This window comes from Microbacterium sp. Clip185 (assembly GCF_028743715.1).
Taxonomy (GTDB): domain Bacteria; phylum Actinomycetota; class Actinomycetes; order Actinomycetales; family Microbacteriaceae; genus Microbacterium.
Genome location: NZ_CP117996.1, coordinates 1,766,317 through 1,787,943, shown reverse-complemented (window position 1 = coordinate 1,787,943; position 21,627 = coordinate 1,766,317). Strand labels below are relative to the sequence as shown.

Sequence of the window (21,627 nt, the reverse complement as noted above, 5' to 3'; positions counted from 1 at the left end):
ACGAGAAGAGGACGCACACATGGACGAATCGACCGGGCGCCGTCGCGTCCTTCTGAAGCTCTCCGGAGAGGCCTTCGGGGCCGGCTCCCTGGGAGTCAACCCCGACATCGTGAGCCAGATCGCTCGTGAGATCGCCGCGGCCGTTGACGAGGTCGAGATCGCGATCGTCGTCGGCGGCGGTAACTTCTTCCGCGGTGCCGAGCTCAGCCAGCGCGGCATGGACCGTGGGCGCGCCGACTACATGGGCATGCTCGGCACCGTCATGAACGCACTCGCGCTGCAGGACTTCCTCGAGCAGGCGGGTGCCGCGACCCGCGTCCAGTCCGCGATCGAGATGACGCAGGTCGCCGAGCCGTACATCCCGCGCCGTGCGCAGCGCCACATGGCCAAGGGACGTGTCGTGATCTTCGGCGCCGGAGCAGGGCTCCCGTATTTCTCCACCGACACCGTCGCGGCGCAGCGCGCGCTCGAGATCGGTGCCGACGAGGTCCTCGTTGCGAAGAACGGTGTGGACGGCGTCTACACCGCCGACCCCAACAAGGATTCCTCGGCCGTCAAGCTCGACCGGATCACCTACAACGACGCGCTCGTGCAGGGCCTGAAGGTGGTCGACTCCACCGCCTTCAGCCTGTGCATGGACAACCGCATCGACATGCGGGTGTTCGGGATGGAGCCCGCCGGCAACGTCACGCGCGCCCTGCGCGGCGACGAGATCGGCACACTCGTCACGGCGTGACGTCCGCGTGCGGGGCGCACCCCGCCACTAGACTCGAAAACTGCTGGATATAAGGGAGTTACCGTGATCGCCGATGTGCTGACCGAAACCGCCGGACGTATGGAACGGGCCGTGGAAGCGGCCAAAGAGGACTTCTCGACCGTCCGAACGGGGCGTGCGAACCCGCAGCTCTTCCAGAAGCTGACTGTGGAGTACTACGGCACGCCGACGCCGCTCGCGCAGCTCGCTTCGCTCAACAACCCCGAGGCGCGCACGATCATCGTGACGCCGTACGACAAGTCCGCGCTGAAGGCGATCGAGCAAGCGATCCGCGACATGCCCAACCTGGGCGCGAACCCCACCAACGACGGCAACATCATCCGCGTCACGATGCCCGAGCTGACGCAGGACCGTCGCAAGGAGTACGTCAAGCTGGTGCGCAGCAAGGGCGAGGACGCGAAGGTTCACGTGCGCGGCATCCGCCGCAAGGCCAAGGACGAGTTGGATGCGCTGAAGTCCGAGGTCGGCGAAGACGAACTCGTGCGCGCGGAGAAGGACCTCGACGCTCTGACGCGCTCGCACGTCGACGCGATCGATGAGGCACTCAAGCGCAAAGAAGCCGAGCTTCTCGAGGTCTGAGAAGGCATGTCCGACGCATCCGATGCCGCCGGGGTCGCACCAGAGAGTGCGACACCGGGGCAAGGAGTGCCGCCGGAGCGTGAGCGCGCCGGGGCCGAACGTCAGTCGTCGCCGATCCGTGCGCGACGCAACGAGTTCGAGCTGCAGGTCGCACACGCGCGAGCAGAGTTCGAAGAGGCGAACGAGCGCATCAAGCAGCGCACGGGCCGTGACCTGATCCTCGCGATCGTGATCGGTGTCGGGATCGGCGCGGTCGTGCTGGTGGCGCTCATCTTCGTCAAGTGGCCGTTCCTGATCTTCGGCGCGGGTGTCGCGCTTCTGGGGACGTTCGAGTTCGCTCGCGCGCTGCAGGCATCGGGCCGAAAGGTCGATGTGGTCCCGCAGCTTGCGGGCGGGGTCATGATCCTGCTTTCTGCGTACTTCCTCGATCTCTGGCTCCACTGGGTGTCGCTGTTCGTCGCGGTCGTGCTCATCGTGGTGTGGCGTCTGCTCGGACAGATGATCGCGCGGGACGGCCGACGCTACGCCGCGGTCGTTGACGACGTGCTGGCCGGTGCGCTGCTTCCCGTGTACGTCTCCTTCCTGGCGAGTCTCGCACTCGTGCTGCTGCGTCAGGAGCACGGCGAGTGGTGGGTGATGGCCTTCCTCATCGTCGCGATCGCATCCGACACAGGCGCCTACGTGACGGGGTTGACGCTCGGCCGCCACCCGATGGCCCCTCGCATCAGCCCCAAGAAGACCTGGGAAGGTTTCGCCGGAGCTACCCTCGCCGCGGTCATCGCGGGCGTCCTGCTGTCGTGGCTGATGCTCGGACTGCCCTGGTGGACGGGAATCATCTTCGGTCTCGTCATTCTGGGGACGGCGACCGCCGGCGACCTCGGCGAATCCATGCTCAAGCGTGATCTCGGCATCAAGGACATGAGTTCGTGGCTTCCTGGGCACGGCGGTGTGCTCGATCGCCTCGACTCCATCCTCCCGTCCGCTCCCGCGGCTCTTGCTCTGTTCTATCTGCTGACACCTCTGGCGGTCTCATGACAGTCCACGACGAATCCGCGCTCGAGCAGCGCGGCGAAGCCACGACGATCTCGCCGGAGTCCCGTCACGATGCGTTCCCCCGGGTCCAGGGGCGGACGAAGGGGTATGATCCGGCTGCGGTGGACGCTTTCCTCGCGCGTGCGCGGGAGGCGTTCGAGTCCGACACCCCCGGGGAGTCGGCGGTCACCGCATCCGATGTCCGCGACGTGTCGTTCGCGCTCGTGCGCGGCGGGTACGCCATCGGACCCGTGGATGCCGCACTCGGCCGCGTGGAGGACGCGTTCGCCGCGCAGGAGCGGCAGCAGACGATCGCCCGCATGGGCGCCCGGGCGTGGGTTCAGCAGCAGCGTGAGGACGCGCAGGTGGTGCTCGACCGACTGGGACGCGCCCGACGGCACCGTTTCGACCGCGTGTCCTTCGTCCACTACGGCTACCGGGTGGAAGAAGTCGACGTGGTGGCCGATCGGATCGCCCGGTATCTGACCGACGGCACCGGTCTCACGGTCGAGCAAGTGCGCTCGGTCGCGTTCCGGATGCAGCGCGGTGGATATCGGGAGACCCAGGTGGATGCGGTGCTCGACGCCGTCATCGAGATCATGCTGGCGGTGGGCTGAGCAACGCCGAACGCGCTCGCATGGCGTTCTCAGCACCAAATCGTTACAATCGGGAGATCGTGACTTCCGGAGATGACACCCGAAACCCGGCGCCGCTGACCCGGCGGTCGGCTCGCGCGCTGGCTGCTCCGGCCTCGGCATCCGCCTCGAAGGCCGCGACGAGCGCGCGCTGGTCGCGGCGCCGTGGGGTGGTCGGCGTGTTCGCCGGCGTCGCCGCATTGGCATTCGCGGCCGCATCCGTCGGACCCGCGGCGTTCGCCCTCTCGGAGGCCGCGCCCGCGCAGTCCGAAACCGAGACCGTCTACTCGAGCACGCTCGACGACGCGCAGAGCCTCGTCGTCGCTTCCGGCGCTGTCGTGTCTCTCGACCGCGACTCGTACAGCGCCTTCGAGAAGCCGAAGCCGCCGCCGCCTCCTGCGCCCAAGGTCGCAGCGGCCTCCCCGGCGACCCCGTTCTACTCGGGTGGCGGAGCGCCCTCGGAGTGGATGGCCGCCGCCGGTATCGCCGAGAGCGATTGGGGATACGTCGACTACATCGTCTCCAAGGAGAGCGGCTGGAACCCCAACGCGACGAACAGCGGCTCGGGCGCGTGCGGGCTCGTGCAGGCGCTGCCGTGCAGCAAGGTTCCCGGCAACGGCTACGACCCCGTCGACAACCTCCGCTGGGCGAACGGCTACGCCGTGGGCCGCTACGGCAGCTGGGCCGGCGCCTACAACTTCTGGATCAACAACAACTGGTGGTGACCGTGGCGCGATCGCGTCGACGCCGCCCCGGGCCCTCCGGCTCCGAAGAGTCGTTCCAGCGCCTGCTGGCGGGCTTCAAGCGCACGGAGATGCGCGGCGGCCGCGAGTGGACGGTGCAGCCGATCGCGGCGATGCAGGCCGTCAAGGAGTACACGTGCCCCGGTTGTCACCGTACGATCCCTGCCGGCACCGCGCACCTCGTGGTGTGGCGTGCGGACGGCGTCATGGGTGACGCTGCCGATCTCGCGGCACGTCGGCACTGGCATTCTCACTGTTGGAAGGTGGCGTGATGGCGGAGATCCGTGGGGCAAGCGTGCTTCCGGCCCGGCGCGAGGACATCGTCCTGCGCACGACGGACGGGCTCGAGCTGGTGGGGGAGTTGGCGCTCCCGCTCGACAGAAGGCCTGTCGCCACCCTGGTGACGCTTCATCCGCTGCCCACCCACGGCGGCTTCATGGACTCGCACATCCTCCGCAAAGCCGCAGCCCGCCTGCCCGCGCTCGCGGACCTCGCCGTGCTCCGTTTCAACACGCGCGGCACGTCCTCCCCGCGCGGACAGAGCGACGGCCGCTTCGAGGAGGGGATCGGCGAGAAGGCGGACGTCGCAGCGGCGATGGCTCTCGTCGCAGAGCGCGCGCTGCCGCATCCGTGGCTCGTCGGCTGGTCCTTCGGCACCGAGCTGGCGCTCAAGTACGGCAGGGAGCACCCCATCGACGGTGCCATCCTGCTCTCGCCTCCGCTGCATCGCGCCAGCGAGGACGAGGTCGCCGCCTGGCGCGACGACCCTCGACGCCTGGTCGCGCTCATCCCGGAGTTCGACGACTACCTGCGGCCAGACGAGGCGCGTCGCCGGTTCGCATCCGTCCCCGACATGACGCTGATCCCCGTGGAAGGCGGCAAGCACCTGTGGGTCGGTGAGGCGCAGACCCGCCGCGTATTGGACGAGATCGTCGAGATCGTGAATCCCGGGGCCGCGCCTCTCCCGACCCAGTGGGACGGGCCCGACGTCTGATCAGCGTTCGTTCATGCGCGGGACGATCACCTGCCGGTAGATGATCAGGATGCTCGCGGCGACGGGGATGGCGACGAGCGCGCCGAGAAGTCCCAGCAGCGACCCGCCGGCGAGGGCGGCGATCACGACCACCGCCCCGGGGACGGCGACGGCGCGACTCATGATGCGCGGCGACACGAGGTACGCCTCGAGCTGCATGTAGATGACGTACCAGATGGCCGCCGTGAGCGCGGTCGTCGGCGACCCCAGCCCCGGGATGAGGCAGGTGAGAATGATGATGACGGACCCTGTCAGCGTTCCGACCAGAGGGATGAGGGAGAAGAAGAACGCGATCACAGCCAGGACGGCCGGGAACGGCGCCTGGATGATCGACAGGAAGATCGCGCTCAACACGCCGTTGATGACGCCGAGGCTGACCTGTCCCATCACGTAGTAGCCGACCGAGTCGGTGATCTGCTCCGACAACTCGATGAAGCGCGGGCGACGCGAAGCGGGGACGAGGCTGTAGACAGCCGCCTTGAGGTTCGGTGTCGACGCGGTGAAGTAGATCGTGAGGATCAGGACGATGAAGGCGCCGGTCAAGCCGCCGAGGAACGCAAGGCTCGCGTTGATGACGCCGCCGGTGATGTTCCCCCAGTTCGAGATCGCCCAGTCCTGCACATTCGTGACCGTGTCGTCGATCGTGGAGTCCTGGATGCCCGGGAACACCGAGTGGATCCAGTTCTTGACGTCCTGCCACGACGTGCTCTGAAGGAACCGCGTGACCTCCTCGACGAGCTGGCTGACCTGACTGACGATGATCGGCACGACCATCCAGACGATCCCGGCGAAGATGGCGAGGACGCCGAGCACCGTCACCAGCACGGCCGACCAGCGCGGCAGCCGGCGCCTGGTCAGCCACGCCACCACGGGTTCGAGGCCGAGCGAGAGAAAGAGCGCCGTGCCGATGTAGAGCAGGATCGTCGACAGCGTCTGCACGCTGCCGATGAGCAGAAGCCCCAGGCCGACACCGAGCGTGCCGATGAAGGCGATGCGGAACGGATTGTGGAGCTTCACAGTGCCTCCTCGGCGAGCGGAACGTGCTGCACACACGATACGGGGGACGCCCCCGTGGAGACGGGAGCGACCCCCTCTCGCGCAACACACAGGCGTCTCGGCTAGTCTCGAATGTCGGATCGTTCCGCTCCGCGGGCATGGGAGGAAGATTTCGTGCGTTTCGTCTGGGCCGTCGCGGCCTTCGTACTGGCCGCTCTGCTCATCGGGGCAGGCATCGCTCAACGGACCGTCTTCTACGGCCCGTCGACGCAGAGCGCCGAGATTCCGGCCGCCGAAGGAACCGCGTACACCATGGTCGACGGGGCGGTCCTGACCTCCCTGCCAGGCACGCAGACGTTGCGCGTCTCATCCTCGGACGGCGTTTTCGTCGCCTACGGTCGCACCGCCGACATGCGCGCATGGCTCTCCGATCAGACCTACAACGAGGTCTCGGCGGGTCAGGACGGCGTTCTCAACGCAGCGGTGATCGAGCCCGCGGTCACGGCTCCCGCAGACGGACAGGATGCGGCCGGTGGCGAGGCTGCGACCGCACCCACGACCGCCGAGCCCCGCAACCCCTCCGGGTCCGACCTCTGGCTCGCCGAGTACAGCGATGAGCGCGCGGTCAGCGTGCCCCTGCAGCTTCCCGACTCGATGAGCGTGCTCATCGCCTCCGACGGCACCAAAGCCGCTCCTACCGAGGCCAGCATCACCTGGAACGTCGCACAGACGACGCCGTGGGCGGGACCGCTCATGCTTCTCGGCGGCATCGTGCTCGTCGCGGGGATCGTGCTCTACATCCTCGCCATCCGGCACGACCGGCGATCGCGCGGGCCGCGCCGCAAGGCTCCGCCGCCCCTGCCGGAGACGCAGCCGATCGATCTCGCTGTCGAGCCGGGAGCGAAGGGCGTCATCAGCGCCACCCCTTCGCGGCGCTCGTCGCGTCGCCCGCTCCTCGCCATCCCGCTCGCGGTGGTGGGCGCACTCGTCTTCACGGGCTGCTCTCCGGATGCGTGGCCGGATCTGGCCCCGACGCCGACGCCCTCCCAGACCGCGGCGATCGTCGACTCCGCTGATCAGCAGGCGCCCGCCGTGACCGAGGCCCAGGCGCAGACGATCCTGCAGCGGATCTCGACGACCGTGGCGTCCGCCGATGAGGCGCGTGACGTGAACCTCGCGGCCACCCGCCTCGAGGGGGCCGCGCTGGCCGAGCGCAACACCAACTACGCGTTGCGCGGCGCTCTGGCCGACGAGGCCGCGTTGCCGCCTATTCCGGCCGAGCCGACGCAGATCATCCTTCCGCAGGCGTTCGACGAGTGGCCGCGCACGGTCATGGCGGTCGTGCAGAAGGAGGGCGCTCAGGGACCGGTCTCCACGATCATGTTCCTGACCCAGGCCGACCAGTGGTCCGAGTACAAGCTGTCCTACATCGGGGATCTGCTCGGCTCCGTGGAGATGCCCGATCTCGCGCCCGCGTACATCGGTGCATCGCAGGTTCCGCCCGAGTCGTCCTTCCTCACTGTCGCCCCGGACAAGCTCGCCGAGACGTACGCCGACGTGCTGAACAACGGCAAGGACAGCGCATCGATCGGGCTCTTCGACGAGCAGACCGATCTGTTCAGCCAGAACGTCGCCGCGAACCGCCAGGAGCGTCGCGACAAGTTCAATGAGACGGGAGCCTCGACCGGCACGATCGAGTTCGCGGCCCAGGCGGGCAGCCAGCCGCCGCTCGCTCTTGCGACCCTCGAGAGCGGAGCGATCGTCGCGGTCTCCGTCAATGAGGTCGACACGGTGAGGCCGAACAGCGGCGATGTCGTCATCAAGCTGACCGACAATCCCACCGTCCAGGCGCTCACCGGTGTGTCCGAGTCCGCCACCGGCGTGAGCTCCACCTTCGCCGACCAGCTGTTCTTCTACGTGCCGGCGCAGGGTTCCTCAGAGAAGATCCGACTCCTCGGTTACACCTCCAACATCCTGGAAGCGAAGGTTCTGTGATGTCCGATCAGGCCCCTGGAGCCGTTCTGCGCGGCGCCGTCGACCTCTCCGCTCTGCGCAACCGGCCGGCACCCGGCACGAGCTCCGCACCGGCGGCTCCCGCATCCGGTGCTCTGGTGCGGGATGTGACCGACGCGACGTTCGGCGAGATCCTGGAGCTCTCCCGCACCGTGCCCGTCGTCGTCGACCTGTGGGCCGAGTGGTGCGGGCCCTGCAAGCAGCTGAGCCCCATCCTGGAGAAGGTGGTGGGAGAGCTCGCCGGTCGCCTCGTGCTGGCCAAGGTCGATGTGGACGCGAACCCGCAGATCGCGCAGGGCTTCCGCGCGCAGTCGATCCCGCTCGTCGTCGCTCTCGTCGGCGGTCAGCCGGTGCCGCTGTTCACGGGCGCCGTCCCCGAGGAGCAGGTCCGTGAGGTGTTCTCACAGCTCCTGCAGCTCGCCGCGCAGAACGGTGTGACGGGCACGGTCGACGCGGGCGCCGAGGGCACGACGGATGCGCCCGAGGAGCCCGCGCTGCCGCCCCTGCATGCGGAGGCCTTCGCTGCGATCGAAGACGGCGACTACGCTCGTGCGGCCTCCGCCTACGAGCGCGCCCTCGCAGAGAACCCGCGCGACGCCGACGCGCAGGCCGGCCTCGGACAGGTGCGATTGCTCCAGCGGGTCCAGGGCGCCGACCTGCAGCAGGCGCGTGCGGCAGCCGCCGCCGCACCGACCGATGTCGACGCGCAGCTCCTCGTGGCCGACCTCGATGTCTCAGGCGGTCACGTGGACGATGCCTTCGCACGCCTGCTCGATCTCTTCGCCGCGCTGCCGGCAGAGGATCGCGCCCCCGTTCGGGCGCGCCTCCTCGAGCTGTTCGGCCTCGTGGGAGATGCGGACCCCCGCGTCATCCGAGCCCGAGGACGCCTCGCCTCCCTCTTGTTCTGAGGCCGAGGCGCCCCCGTTCCGCGTTCAGTCGGCGGGGGAGAGCCAGAGAGCTCCCAGCGGTGGCAGCGTCAGGCGTGCACGTCCGGTCGCATCGGCGGTCACCGCGCCGAGGTTGCCGACTCCGGAGCCTCCGAAGGCGGATGCGTCGGAGTTGAGCAGCTCCTGCCACACGCCCGCGAGGGGCAGATCCAGCTCATAGTCGTTCAGCGGCGCGCCCGAGAAGTTCGAGATCGCGACGAGCGGACGTCCTTCGGCATCCCAGCGGACGAAGGCCGACACGTTCGGATTCCAGGTGGGGCCGCCGATCCGGGAGAACGCCGAGCCGTCCGCATCCCGCTGCCACAGCGCAGGGGTATCCCGGTAGGTGGCGTTGAGGGCCGCCACGAAGTCGCCGAGCTCGCGATGGGCGGGCTGGTCGAGCAGCCACCACTCGAGCGAGCGGGATTCGGACCACTCCGCGATCTGTCCGAACTCCTGACCCATGAACAGCAGCTGCTTGCCCGGGTGAGCCCACATGTAGGAGAGGAAGAGGCGCATCCCCGCGAGCTTCTGCCAGTGGTCGCCCGGCATCCGGGCGAACAGAGAGCCCTTGCCGTGCACGACCTCGTCGTGGCTGATGGGGAGCACGTAGTTCTCGCTGAACGCGTACACGAACGAGAACGACAGCTCGCCCTCGTGGTGGGCGCGGTAGAGCGGATCGCGGGAGATGTAGACCAGGGAGTCGTTCATCCAGCCCATGTTCCACTTGAAGCCGAAGCCGAGCCCGCCAGCACTCGTCGGTGCGGTGACACCCGGATAGCTGGTGGATTCCTCAGCGATCATCGCGATACCGGGGAACTTCTTGTAGACGGTCGCGTTGGTCTCCTGCAGGAACTGGATCGCCTCCAGGTTCTCGCGGCCACCGTAGATGTTGGGCTCCCATTCGCCGGCCTCACGCGAATAGTCGAGGTACAGCATGGACGCGACTGCATCCACGCGCAGTCCGTCCACGTGGAACTCCTCGAACCAGTACAGAGCGTTGGCGACCAGGAAGTTGCGCACCTCGGCCCGACCGTAGTCGAAGATCAGCGTGCCCCAGTCCTTGTGCTCGCCGCGGCGGGGATCCGGGTGCTCGTAGAGGGCCTCGCCGTCGAACCGGGCGAGCGCGAACTCATCCCGCGGGAAGTGGCCCGGGACCCAATCCATGATCACGCCGATGCCGGCCCCGTGCAGGCGGTCGATGAGGTACCGGAGGTCGTCGGGAGAGCCGAATCGGCTCGTCGGGGCGTAGTAGCCGCTGACCTGGTATCCCCACGACCCGCCGAACGGATGCTCAGCGAGCGGGAGGAACTCGACGTGCGTGAACCCCTGAGCGCTCACATAGTCGATGAGCGGGTCCGCCGCGTCGCGGTAGCCCAGGCCGGGACGCCATGAGCCGAGATGCAGCTCGTACACCGACATCGGACGCTCCAGCGGCTGGCTGGCGGCGCGCTCGGCGATCCACGCGTCGTCGCCCCACTCGTAATCCGAAGCGGTGACGACCGACGCGGTCGCCGGCGGAAGCTCGGCGCGACGCGCCATCGGATCGGCCTTCAGGATCCACCGACCGTCGCGCGTGAGCAGCTCGTACTTGTAGGTGCTGTCCGTGCCGACGCCGGGCACGAACAGCTCCCACACGCCGCTCGCGCCCATCGACCTCATGCTGTGCGACTGGCCGTCCCACCCGTTGAAGTCCGCGGCGACGCGGACCGCCTGCGCGTGCGGAGCCCACACGGCGAACGAGGTGCCGGCCACACCCTCGTGCTCCCGTACGTGGGAGCCGAGCACCTGCCACAGCTGCTCATGACGACCCTCGCGGATGAGGTGAAGGTCGAGTTCGCCGATCGTCGGCGAGAAGCGATAGGGATCGTCGGCGGTGTACGGCGCCGAGCCCTCGTAGGTCGCGGTGAGTCGGTACGCACCCGCATCTCCGCGGTACGCACCTTCCCAGATGCCGGAGCGGACGTGGTCGAGCGTCACCTCGCGGCCGTCGGCGAAGACGGCGGTGACGGATGCGGCCAGCGGCCGTCTGGCGCGGATCACGCCGCCCGTCGCACCGTCCGGGTGCATGCCCAGCACGTCGTGCGGGGAGTAGTAGGAGCCGGTGGCGACGGTGTCGAGCACTCGGGGTTCGATGACGCTCATGCGAGGCCCTTCACGTGCAGGATGTGCGCCGGTTCGCGGAACGCATCCAGTCGCACATAGTTGTGGTCGGTCCAGGTCCAGGTGGCGCCGGTCACGAGGTCTTCGACCAGGTAGGGCGCTCCCGCGGGGATGCCCCAGGCCTCCGTGTCCAGGTGAACGGTCGTCTCCCGAGCGGAGTGCGGATCGACGTTGACGACCACGATGATCGTGTCGCTTTCGCCGCTCTCGCTGAGGGCGGCCTCGAGGTGTTTCGCGTACACCAGGATCGCGTCGTCGTCGCTGTGCTGGATACGGAGGTTGCGCAGCTGGCGCAGCGCCGGGTGTTCGCGACGGATGCGGTTGAGGAAGGTGAGGTAGGGCGCAAGGGAGTCGCCGTCGTCCTCGGCCTGCTGCCAGTCCCGCAGCTTGTACTCGTACTTCTCGTTGTCGATGTTCTCCTCGCTGCCCGGACGCGCCACATTCTCGAACAGCTCGTATCCGGCGTACACGCCGTAGGTGGGAGCCGCCGTCGCGGCGATCGTCGCGCGGATTCGGTACGCCGCGCGCCCGCCGTACTGGAGGTACTCGGTGAGGATGTCGGGGGTGTTGACGAAGAGATTGGGACGCAGGTAGTCGTCGGTCTCGTGGGCGAGCGAGTCGAGGAACTCCTCGAGCTCGGCCTTCGAGTTGCGCCACGTGAAGTACGTGTAACTCTGCTGGAACCCCGCTTGAGCCAGTGCGCGCAGGGGAGTGGGCCTGGTGAAGGCCTCTGCCAGGAAGACGACGTCGGGCGCCTCGTCGGTGACGGTGCGGATGAGCCATTCCCAGAACTGCAGGGGCTTGGTGTGAGGGTTGTCGACGCGGAAGATCTTCACCCCCTGGGCGATCCAGTGGCGCACGATCCGCAGCACCTCGGCGCGGATTCCCGCCGGATCGTTGTCGAAGTTGACCGGGTAGATGTCCTGGTACTTCTTCGGCGGGTTCTCGGCATACGCGATCGTCCCGTCGGGAAGGGTGGTGAACCACTCCGGGTGCTCTGTCACCCATGGGTGGTCGGGCGACGCCTGCAGCGCCAGATCGAGCGCGATCTCGATGCCGGCGGATGCGGCGGCGGCGACGAACGCGCGGAAGTCGGCGAGCGTGCCGAGCTCGGGGTGGATGGCATCGTGCCCGCCTTCGGCCGCGCCGATGGCCCACGGCGACCCGGGGTCGGCAGGGCCGGCATCGAGCGTGTTGTTCGGGCCCTTGCGGTGGGTGCGTCCGATCGGGTGGATCGGCGGCAGGTAGAGCACGTCGAACCCCATCGCCGCGACGCCGGGAAGTCGGTCCATGGCGGTGCGGAAGGTGCCCGGTTCGATCGTCCCGTCCGCACGCCGCTTGGCTCCCTCGGAGCGCGGGAAGAACTCGTACCACGCGCCGACGCCCGCCCGCTCGCGCTCCACGAGGAGATCGTGCGTCGCGCCCAGGGTCCAGAGTTCGCCGAGCGGGCGTGCGGCGAAGGCCGCGGCCACTCGCTCGTCGTGCACGACCGCGAGCGCGGCCTCGTCGTCGGTGGCGGGCGTACGCAACAGCGCGGCCTGCTCGGTCAGCAGACGCCGTTCCGCCGCGGGACGATCCTTCTCCGCCGCGGCATCCTCGAAGAGAATCGCCCCGATCTCGCGCATCAGAGCCACATCGACACCGGCCGGGATCTTGAGCTCGGCCGCGTGCCGCCAGGTCGCGTACCGGTCGGCGAACGTCTCGAAGCGGAACGACCACATCCCCTGTGCGAGGAGCGTGACCAGAACACCCCAGGTGTCCAATCCGTCCTCGTGGGCGCTGAGTCGGTGCAGCGACTCGCTTCCGTCGGGAGAGGTGAGTCGCAGCTGCACGCCGATCAGGTCGTGTCCCTCCCGGAAGGCGCGCACGCGGAACGGGACGACCTCGCCCGCGAACGCGGATGGGTCGAACCTCGGGTCTGGAGTCGACGGTCGTTCCGCGCTGAGGGGGATGCGGCCGGTCAGCGTGTCGGCGGATGTCGACGCGACGGCCTTGCGCAGCGGGATCTCGGCACCGCTTCGGTGAGTGCGGACGGGGAGGGATCGTGTCGGAGTGGCCACACAGCGAACCTATCGCGGGCGCGTGCGGCACGACAGGCGTGACGCGGTCGGCGCGAACGTGCTATTCGGCGCGGAACAGATGCATCGACGTCGGGGGAGTCGGAACGATGTCGCCCGGTGCCAGGACGGGCTTCTCCGACGACGGCGATTCCTCCGCGCTCGACCAGAGCGACACGTAGCGACTGACTCCGTCGATGAGCGGAAGGCGCACGTCCACCGGCGTCTCGTTGCCGTGGACGATGAGAAGGATGCGGTTGAACTCCTCGAACTCCGGGGTCGATGCCGCGACGTACTGGAGAGTACGGTGCGCGGGATCGTTCCATCGCTCTCCCGACATCGTCTCGCCGCGTTCGTCGTACCACTCCATGACGGATGCCGACGGCGTCTCCTCGTCGAGCCGAGCGAAGCGGATGGGGCGCAGCGCGGGGTTCTCCGCACGCAGCTCGATCAACCGGCGCACGTGCGCGAAGAGATCGCGCTGCCACGGGCGGTGCTCCCACGACAGCCAGGTGAGGGCCGAGTCGTGGCAGTACGCGTTGTTGTTGCCGCGCTGCGTCCGCCCGAACTCGTCGCCGGCGGTGATCATCGGGATCCCCGCCGAGAGCAGGAGCGTGCCCATGAGGTTGCGCATCGCCTTGCGACGGGTCGCGAGGATCCTCTCGTCGTCGGTCGCGCCCTCCGCGCCGTGGTTGAACGACCGGTTCGTGTCCGCTCCGTCGCGGTTGTGCTCGCCGTTGCCGAGGTTGTGCTTGACGTCGTACGAGACGAGGTCGTTGAGGGTGAAGCCGTCGTGGGCGGTGACGAAGTTGATCGACGCCAGCGGTCCCCGCTCGGCGCTGAACGTGTTGGAGGATCCTGCGAGCCGCGTGGCGAATCCGCCGATGCCGACCGGTGCCGTCGAGGCGCGGCGAGCATAGTCGACGTCTGAGAGCCAGAAGTTGCGCACGCGGTCGCGGTACCGGTCGTTCCACTCGTGCCAGCCGTCGCCGAAGTTCCCCGTCTGCCACCCGCCCATGCCCACGTCCCAGGGCTCCGCGATCTTCTTCGTGTCTGCGAGCTCGGGGTCCTCGGCGATCGCCCGCAGGAGAGGATGATCGGGCGTGAACCGATGCTGATCGTCGCGTCCCAGCGTGGTGGCCAGATCGAACCGGAAACCGTCGATCTGCACGTCACGTGCCCAGTAGCGCAGCGAATCGAGCACGAGACGCGCGCCCGCATCCGTGGCCGTGTTGACCGAGTTGCCGCATCCGGTGACGTCGATGTAGGTGCCGTCGTCCTGCTGTCGGTAGTAGGCACGGTTGTCGAGGCCGCGCAGGCTCGAGCGCGGACCGCCGATGCCCTCCTCCGCGGTGTGGTTGTAGACCACGTCGAGGATGACCTCGAGTCCGGCCTGGTGCAGGAGCTTCACCATCCCCTTCACCTCGCGAAGAACCGCATCCGGTCCCTCGCGGCGCGCCTGATCGGTCGCGTAGGCGGCGTGCGGCGCGAAGAAGCCGAGCGTGTTGTATCCCCAGTAGTTGTCCAGGCCCAGCTGCAGCAGGCGCGGTTCCGAGGCGAACGCATGGATGGGCAGCAGTTCGATGGTCGTCACGCCGAGATCCAGGAAATGCTCGATCATGGCGGGATGCGCGAGCCCGGCGTAGGTGCCGTGGAGCGCTGCGGGAACACCGGGATGACGCTTGGTCATGCCTTTGACGTGCGCCTCGTAGATGACGGTCCGATCCAGCGGGACGGCCGGCTTTCGCACGTCGCCCCAGTCGAAGCCGCGATCGACGACGACCGAGCGCCAGTCGCCGAATCCTCCGCTCACGATTCCGCGAGCGTACGGGTCGAGCAGGAGCGTCTGCGGATTGAAGATGTTCCCGGAGCCGAAGGGGCCGGAAGCGCGCAACGCGTAGCGCGCGCCGGCCACGAGCAGCTCCGATGTGATCTCCCAGATGCCGCGCTCTCGACGCTGCAACGGAAGCGTCGCCGTCGCCCAGTCGAGATCGTCCGCGTCGAAGATCACCACGTCGACGGCATCGGCGGCGTGCGAGAACACGCGAAGCGTTCCGCCGTGCTCATGCAGATGCACGCCGAGATCGTCGAGCGCGGGGTCGAGGACCTGCGCGAGCGCCGGAGAAGAGGTCGTTGTCGGGCTGACCATGCCCACAACCCTAGCCACCGCCGCATGACGAACTCATGACGCCGCCGCACGCCACGCGTGCGACAGTGGACGGGTGCACATCTACCTGGACCATGCGGCGTCGAGCCCGCTGCGTCCCGAGGCTCGGGAGGCGTGGCTCGAAGCGGCGGCGACGACGGGAAACGCCTCGTCCGTGCACGGCGGCGGCCAGGCGGCGCGACGCGTGCTGGAAGACGCCAGAGAGCGCCTGGCGGCGGTCGTCGGAGCCGATCCCATCGAGGTCGTGTTCACGTCGGGCGGCACCGAGGCGGTGAACCTCGCGGTGAAGGGCTTGTGGGCGACCCGCGCCGACGGCGCCGACACGGTCGTCCTCCCGGATGGGGAGCATCACGCGACGATCGACTCGGTCGCGGCACTCGTCGACACGCAGCAGGCCGAGGTGCGAGCCGTCCGGCTCACGTCCCTCGGCGCGATCGACGCCGGTGACTTCGCGGTTGCGCTCGACGGTGCGGCATTCGCCACGGCGCTGGTCGCCAACAACGAGGTCGGAACGCTCTCAGACGCGGCTGCGCTCGCTCACAGCGCCGCAGCTGCGGTCGTGCCGTTGCACCTGGACGCGGTGGCGGCATTCGGGCAGGTGCCCGTGGACTTCCGACGGTGGCGGGGCGATGCGCCGGCGGGTGCGGGCCTCGTGGCGATGAGCCTGTCGGCGCACAAGGTCGGCGGGCCGGTGGGCACGGGCGCGCTGATCAGTGCGCGATCAGCGCGCATCGGTGCGCAGATGCACGGGGGCGCACAGCAGCGGGGCCTGCGCGCCGGAACGCAGGACATCGCGGGCGCGGCCGCCTTCGCTGTGGCAGCGGAACTGGCGGCGATCGAGCGGGATGCGGAGGTCGCGCGTCTCGGCGCGCTGCGGGACCGCCTGGTGGACCGCGCCTGCGCGGTCGTGCCGGGTGTCGAACTGCTCGGCGACCCGGTGCTCCGCCTCCCCGGAAACGCGCATCTGCTGGTGCCGGGCGCACTGGGGGAGACGCTTCTGTTCCTCCTGGACACCCGTGGCATCGCGGTCTCGACGGGGTCCGCGTGTCAGGCGGGGATCCCCGAACCCTCGCACGTCGTGCGCGCGCTGGGTCGCGATGAGGATGCGGCGCGTTCGGTGCTGCGGATCACACTGGGTCGCACCACGACCTCGGACGACGTCGACGCGTTCCTCGAGGCGCTGCCCTGGGCCGTCGAGCGCGCGCGTGCTGCCGGAGCCCGTACAGCCTCGCCCTCGTAGACTGGCACGATGCGGATTCTGGCGGCGATGAGCGGCGGCGTCGATTCGGCGGTCGCCGCGGCGCGCGCCGTCGACGCCGGTCACGAGGTGGTGGGCGTGCATTTGGCGCTGTCCCGGGCGGGCGGAACGCTGCGCACGGGCAGTCGTGGCTGCTGCACGATCGAGGACGCGATGGATGCGCGTCGTGCGGCCGACAAGCTCGGCATCCCCTTTTACGTGTGGGACTTCTCGGAGCGCTTCCGCGACGACGTGATCGACGACTTCGTCTCGGAGTACCGGGCCGGACGCACCCCGAACCCGTGCATGCGCTGCAACGAGCGGATCAAGTTCGCTGCCCTGCTCGAACGCGCCCTGGAACTGGGTTTCGACGCCGTCTGCACCGGGCACTACGCGCTCCTGGTGGACGGTGCTGAGGGCCGCGAGCTGCACCGTGCGAGTGACCAGGCCAAGGATCAGTCGTATGTGCTCGGCGTTCTCACCGCCGAGCAGCTCGCGCACACGTACTTCCCGTTGGGCGACACCCCGTCGAAGGCGCTCGTTCGTGCGGAGGCCGCGGAGCGCGGACTGACCGTCGCCCAGAAGCCCGACAGTCACGACATCTGCTTCATCCCCGACGGCGACACGCGGGCCTGGCTCGCTGAGCGCGTGGGTGCCGAGCAGGGCGACATCCTCGACCGCGAAGGCGCCGTCGTCGGCCGCCACGAGGGAGCACACGCGTTCACTGTCGGACAGCGCCGCGGACTGCAGCTGGGCGTCCCCGCATCCGATGGCAAGCCGCGTTTCGTGCTCGAAGTGCGTCCGGTGAGCAACACCGTCGTGGTGGGCCCGAAGGAGGCGCTGGCGACGACCGAGATCGCCGGAGCGCGTTTCAGCTGGGCGGGCGCCGCTCCGACCGAGGCCGCGTTCACGTGCGAGGTGCAGATCCGCGCTCATGCCGACCCGGTCCCCGCCCGTGCAGAGGTGAGCGAGGACGGTGTGGTGGTCCGTCCCCAGGTGCCGTTCGACGGCGTCGCGCCGGGCCAGACGGCCGTGCTCTACCTCGGCACGCGCGTACTCGGTCAGTTCACGGTGGACCGCACGGTGTCGGCCGTTCCGGTCGGCTCCGTCGCGGCATCCTAGGCACCGGACAGGCCCAGCGCACCGGCCTGGTCCTGTCCGAGGTCGCACCTAGACTCGTCCCGTGACGCAAGCCGGTGACTCGATCGACGATGACACGACCCTCTCCGAGGCCCGCGCCGAAGCGGCGGAGCTGACCGAGCGGATCCTCCGCGCCCGGGACGCGTACTACGGCGACGACGCCGAGATCGTCGATGACGCGACCTACGACGGATGGATCCGCCGGCTGGAAGAACTGGAGCGCCTGCACCCGGAGGTGCAGAAGCAGGATTCCCCGACCCTCAGCGTCGGCGCGGCCTCGACCACCATGTTCGCGCCCGTCGAGCACGCCGAGCGGATGCTGAGCCTCGACAATGTGTTCAGTGCGGACGAGCTGCGGGACTGGTGCGTCAAGGCCGAGGGGTCCGCGGGTCGTCCGGTCCGGTGGCTGACGGAGCTCAAGATCGACGGGCTCGCGATCAGCCTCCGTTACGAGAACGGGGTGCTCGCCTCCGCCGCCACACGTGGCGATGGGCGCATCGGCGAAGACGTCACCGTCAACGCCCTGCGCGTCGAAGGTATCCCCGAGCGTCTGCGGGGCACCGGGCATCCGCCGCTGGTGGAGGTGCGCGGCGAGGTCTTCATCCCTGTCGCCGCCTTCGAGGAGCTGAACGCTCTGCAGGCGCGGATGCGGGAACGCGTCATCGAGCAGGCCCGCGAGCGCGGCACGCTCACAGAGGAACGCGCGCGGCTGAGTGCCGACCGCCGTTTCCCCGCGTTCGCCAACCCCCGCAACGCGGCGAGTGGCGGACTGCGCCAGCAGCTCGACAAGAAGGACGGTCTCGAACTCGAGGCGGGCCGCGCGCGTCTCGCATCCCTGCGGCTGTTCGTGCACGGTATCGGTGCGTGGCCGGCGCCTCCGGTCGCGTCTCAGAGCGAGATCTACGACCTGCTCGCAGAATGGGGACTGCCGACGAGTCCCTACTACAAGACCTTCGACGACATCGATGGCGTGCTCGGGTTCGTGGCGCACTACGGCGAGCATCGTCACGATGTGGAGCACGAACTCGACGGCATCGTCGTCAAGGTGGACGAGCTCGCGCTCCACGACGAGCTGGGAGCGACGAGCCGCGCACCGCGCTGGGCCATCGCCTACAAGTACCCGCCGGAACAGGTGAACACCCGCCTTCTCGACATCGTCGTCTCGGTCGGGCGCACGGGTCGGGCGACGCCGTTTGCCGTCATGGAGCCGGCACGTGTCGCAGGTTCCGTCGTGCGTCAGGCGACGCTGCACAACCAGGACGTCGTCAAGGTCAAGGGCGTTCTCATCGGTGACATGGTCGTCCTGCGTAAGGCCGGTGACGTGATCCCCGAGGTACTCGGCCCGGTTGTCGAGCTGCGCGACGGCTCGGAGCGCGCGTTCGTGATGCCGAGCGATTGCCCCGTATGCGGCACTCCGCTCGCGCCGGCCAAGGAGGGCGACGTCGATCTGCGCTGCCCCAACGCGCGTTCGTGCCCCGCGCAGGTGCGCGGCCGCGTCGAGCACATCGGCTCACGCGGTGCGCTCGACATCGAGGCGCTCGGTGAGGTGACGGCAGCGGCCCTGACGCAGGCGGACGGCGAGGCGCACGCACCCTTGGACACCGAGGCGGGGCTCTTCGATCTGACGCTCGAGGAACTCGTGCCGATCGAGGTGGTCGTGCGGGATTCCGAGACGGGTGAGCCGAAGCTCGACGAGGCGACGGGAGAGCCGGTGCGTCGTGCCCCGTTCCGCCGCAACCCGACGCCCGCAGAGCGCAAGTCGGGACTGCTCACGCCGCAGCCGTCCGCGCAGGCATTGACGCTGCTCGACGAGCTCGAGAAGGCGAAGACGAAGGAGCTGTGGCGTTTTCTCGTCGCCCTCAACATCCGCCACGTAGGGCCCGTAGCCGCACGGGCTCTTGCACAGTGGTTCGGATCCGTCTCGGCCATCCGGTCGGCGAGCCGCGAGGAACTCGCAGCCGTCGAGGGAGTGGGCGGAATCATCGCTGATGCGGTGATCGCATGGTTCGAGGTCGACTGGCATCGCGAGATCGTCGAACGATGGGAAGCGGCCGGAGCGCAGCTGTCCACGCCGGGCCACCCCGGCCCCGGCGCTGCCGTCGTCGAAGGCGGCGTGCTCGAGGGGCTGACGGTCGTGGCGACCGGCACGCTCGAGGGCTACACGCGCGAGGGTGCGCAGGAAGCCATCCTCGCCGCCGGCGGGAAGGCCGGCTCGAGTGTGTCGAAGAAGACGGACTTCGTCGCGGCGGGGCCGGGTGCGGGCTCCAAGCTCGCCAAGGCCGAGCAGCTCGGCGTGCGCATCATCGATGCGGCGCAGTTCCGCATCCTCGTGGAGCAGGGACCGGCGGCACTAGACGCCCTGGCGCCCGATGCGGGCTGAATCCGCTCAGCGCCCCGTCTCTGCGAGCAGGTGCTCCCGCACCTGCTTGCGCAGCACCTTCCCGATCAGTGACTTGGGCAGCTCCTCGACGATGAACAGACGCCGTGGCACCTTGTAGGGAGTGAGGATCCCGCGCGCGTAGTTGCGGATCGCCTCCGTGTCGATCTCGGCACCGGGGGCCACCACGATGGCGGCGACGACCTCCTCGCCGGCATGCTCGTCGGGAAGACCCACGACGGCCACATCCTCGACCTGCGGATGCTGTCGCAGCACGTTCTCCACCTCGGTGGGTGCGACGTTGAAGCCGCCCGTGATGATGAGCTCCTTGATCCGATCGACGATGCGCACAAAGCCGGCCTCGTCGATCGTGACGATGTCACCGGTGCGGAACCAGCCGTCGACGAAGACCTCCTCGGTCGCCTCGGGCTTGCCGTAGTAGCCGGAGAACACCTGCGGGCCCCGCACCATCAGCTCTCCCGCGGCGCCCGGAGCGACGTCGACCCGAGGGTTCTCCGGGTCGACCACACGACACTCTGTTCCGGGCAGCGGCAGGCCTACGGTGCCGGGGACTCGGTTGTCGGCGACCGGATTCGCCATCAGCACGGGCGAGCATTCGCTGAGCCCGTAGCCCTCGACCAGGTAGCCTCCGGTCGCCTTCTCGAACGGCACGACGAGCTCGTGCGGGAGTGCCATGGCGCCGGAGATCGCGATCCGGGTTCCCGCGAGTGAGACCCTCTTCGCCTCGGCCGCCTGCAGCAGTCGGTCGGCGATCGGCGGAACGAGCGGTAGGAACGTCGCGGGGTGCTTCTTGGTGACGGCGAGGACCATGTCGGGGTCGAAGCGCGGGAACAGCACGAGTCGCGCGCCCATCGACATGGCGAAGGTGAGACAGAGGGTGAGTCCGTAGGCGTGGAACATCGGCAGGACGGCGTAGACGACGCACCCTTCGCCGCGGTGGATCGAGGGGACCCATGCTCTCGATTGGGCCGCGTTGGCGAGCAGGTTCCGGTGCGTGAGCTTCGCGCCCTTGGGCGTGCCGGTCGTGCCGCTCGTGTACTGGATGATGGCGAGGTCGTCAGCCGTCGGGGCAGGGTGGGACGCCGGAAGCGGTTCGCTGCGCAGCAGTTGGTCCCAGTCGATGCCGCCGCGGACCTTCGTGTGAAGCGCGGCGCGGGACTCGCGTGCCTTGGTGATCGGCAGCCGCAGCGCCGCTCGCGTCGTGAAGGGCATCGCGCGTGTCAGATCCACCGTTACGAGCGTCGAGACGCGGACGTCCTTCGGGAAGGCCTGGACCGTGGCGGCTACCTTGCTCCAGACGATGGCGTGCTTCGCGCCGTGATCCTCGAACTGCTTGCGCAGCTCCCGCGCGGTGTACAGCGGGTTGTGCTCGACGACGACGGCGCCCAAGCGCAGCACGGCGTAGAACGCGACGATGTGCTGCGGGCAGTTGGGCAGCACGATCGCAACCGGGTCGCCCCGGCGCACGCCCTGGGCGTGAAGGCCGGCTGCCGCGCGCGAGATGGCTCGGTCGAGCTCGCGATACGTGGTCTCGCGCCCAAAGAACTGCAGTGCGACGGCGTCCGGGTACTCGCGCGCCGAGGCCTGGACGATGTCCACGAGCGAGCCCGATACCGGATCGAGGTCGTCGGGCACCCCATCGGCGTAGCTGCGGACCCAGGGGCGGGGAGGATCGAAGGTCGTCACCCGGCACAGCCTACGGGCGCATGGCTGCCGGGCGGGGCCGAACTAGA

Annotated in this window: 17 protein-coding genes; 12 read left to right on the top strand and 5 right to left on the bottom strand. The window is 68.8% G+C overall.

Annotated features, from left to right (window positions below; genetic code table 11):
- Window positions 1-19: 19 nt before the first annotated feature.
- The 7 genes from pyrH to PQV94_RS08595 all read left to right on the top strand — a co-directional run bounded on the left by pyrH (window position 20) and on the right by PQV94_RS08595 (window position 4,758).
- Complete coding sequence (gene pyrH, locus PQV94_RS08625; protein WP_137417134.1) at window positions 20-736, top strand: UMP kinase; 717 nt, start codon at window positions 20-22, stop codon at window positions 734-736.
- A gap of 63 nt (window positions 737-799) precedes the next feature.
- Window positions 800-1,354, top strand: a complete 555-nt coding sequence (gene frr, locus PQV94_RS08620; protein ID WP_274285466.1) for a ribosome recycling factor — start codon at window positions 800-802, stop codon at window positions 1,352-1,354.
- 6 nt (window positions 1,355-1,360) lie between these two features.
- Window positions 1,361-2,389, top strand: a complete 1,029-nt coding sequence (locus tag PQV94_RS08615) for a phosphatidate cytidylyltransferase (RefSeq protein WP_274285465.1) — start codon at window positions 1,361-1,363, stop codon at window positions 2,387-2,389.
- Window positions 2,386-3,003, top strand: coding sequence for a DivIVA domain-containing protein (locus PQV94_RS08610; RefSeq protein ID WP_274285464.1), 618 nt, complete (start codon window positions 2,386-2,388; stop codon window positions 3,001-3,003). The genes PQV94_RS08615 and PQV94_RS08610 overlap by 4 nt, the downstream gene beginning before the upstream one ends.
- A 59-nt stretch (window positions 3,004-3,062) precedes the next feature.
- The gene (locus PQV94_RS08605) at window positions 3,063-3,746 is read left to right on the top strand and encodes a transglycosylase SLT domain-containing protein (protein ID WP_274285463.1); all 684 of its coding nucleotides are present in this window, start codon (window positions 3,063-3,065) and stop codon (window positions 3,744-3,746) included.
- A 2-nt stretch (window positions 3,747-3,748) separates the two neighbouring features.
- Window positions 3,749-4,036 (top strand): hypothetical protein, encoded by a 288-nt coding sequence (locus PQV94_RS08600; protein ID WP_274288252.1) that lies wholly within the window; start codon window positions 3,749-3,751, stop codon window positions 4,034-4,036.
- Window positions 4,036-4,758 (top strand): alpha/beta hydrolase, encoded by a 723-nt coding sequence (locus PQV94_RS08595; RefSeq protein WP_274285462.1) that lies wholly within the window; start codon window positions 4,036-4,038, stop codon window positions 4,756-4,758. Before PQV94_RS08600 ends, PQV94_RS08595 begins: the two co-directional genes overlap by 1 nt.
- Here PQV94_RS08595 and PQV94_RS08590 read toward each other — a convergent pair whose 3' ends face one another.
- Window positions 4,759-5,814 (bottom strand): AI-2E family transporter, encoded by a 1,056-nt coding sequence (locus PQV94_RS08590; RefSeq protein WP_274285461.1) that lies wholly within the window; start codon window positions 5,812-5,814, stop codon window positions 4,759-4,761.
- A gap of 153 nt (window positions 5,815-5,967) precedes the next feature.
- Here PQV94_RS08590 and PQV94_RS08585 point away from each other — a divergent pair, with 153 nt between their 5' ends.
- The gene (locus PQV94_RS08585) at window positions 5,968-7,788 is read left to right on the top strand and encodes a glycosyl transferase (RefSeq protein WP_274285460.1); all 1,821 of its coding nucleotides are present in this window, start codon (window positions 5,968-5,970) and stop codon (window positions 7,786-7,788) included.
- A complete protein-coding gene (locus PQV94_RS08580; RefSeq protein ID WP_274285459.1) occupies window positions 7,788-8,714 on the top strand; it encodes a tetratricopeptide repeat protein in 927 nt (308 codons plus the stop codon). The genes PQV94_RS08585 and PQV94_RS08580 overlap by 1 nt, the downstream gene beginning before the upstream one ends.
- A 24-nt stretch (window positions 8,715-8,738) precedes the next feature.
- Here PQV94_RS08580 and glgB read toward each other — a convergent pair whose 3' ends face one another.
- The 3 genes from glgB to glgX form a co-directional block, all read right to left on the bottom strand.
- Window positions 8,739-10,877 (bottom strand): 1,4-alpha-glucan branching protein GlgB, encoded by a 2,139-nt coding sequence (glgB, locus tag PQV94_RS08575; protein ID WP_274285458.1) that lies wholly within the window; start codon window positions 10,875-10,877, stop codon window positions 8,739-8,741.
- Window positions 10,874-12,955 (bottom strand): maltotransferase domain-containing protein, encoded by a 2,082-nt coding sequence (locus tag PQV94_RS08570; RefSeq protein ID WP_443192681.1) that lies wholly within the window; start codon window positions 12,953-12,955, stop codon window positions 10,874-10,876. The genes glgB and PQV94_RS08570 overlap by 4 nt, the downstream gene beginning before the upstream one ends.
- 61 nt (window positions 12,956-13,016) lie before the next feature.
- A complete protein-coding gene (gene glgX, locus PQV94_RS08565; RefSeq protein WP_274285457.1) occupies window positions 13,017-15,101 on the bottom strand; it encodes a glycogen debranching protein GlgX in 2,085 nt (694 codons plus the stop codon).
- 73 nt (window positions 15,102-15,174) lie between these two features.
- Between glgX and PQV94_RS08560 the strand changes: the two genes are divergently transcribed.
- From PQV94_RS08560 to ligA, 3 genes are all read left to right on the top strand, one after another.
- On the top strand, window positions 15,175-16,359 hold the full coding sequence (locus tag PQV94_RS08560) for a cysteine desulfurase family protein (RefSeq protein WP_274285456.1): 1,185 nt from the start codon (window positions 15,175-15,177) through the stop codon (window positions 16,357-16,359).
- Between the two features lie 9 nt (window positions 16,360-16,368).
- Window positions 16,369-17,478 carry a tRNA 2-thiouridine(34) synthase MnmA gene (gene mnmA, locus PQV94_RS08555; protein WP_274285455.1) on the top strand — a complete coding sequence of 370 codons (1,110 nt, stop codon included), beginning with the start codon at window positions 16,369-16,371 and terminating at the stop codon, window positions 17,476-17,478.
- A gap of 61 nt (window positions 17,479-17,539) precedes the next feature.
- Window positions 17,540-19,876 carry an NAD-dependent DNA ligase LigA gene (ligA, locus tag PQV94_RS08550; RefSeq protein ID WP_274285454.1) on the top strand — a complete coding sequence of 779 codons (2,337 nt, stop codon included), beginning with the start codon at window positions 17,540-17,542 and terminating at the stop codon, window positions 19,874-19,876.
- 6 nt (window positions 19,877-19,882) lie between these two features.
- Here ligA and PQV94_RS08545 read toward each other — a convergent pair whose 3' ends face one another.
- The gene (locus PQV94_RS08545) at window positions 19,883-21,580 is read right to left on the bottom strand and encodes a long-chain-fatty-acid--CoA ligase (RefSeq protein WP_274285453.1); all 1,698 of its coding nucleotides are present in this window, start codon (window positions 21,578-21,580) and stop codon (window positions 19,883-19,885) included.
- Window positions 21,581-21,627: the final 47 nt, after the last annotated feature.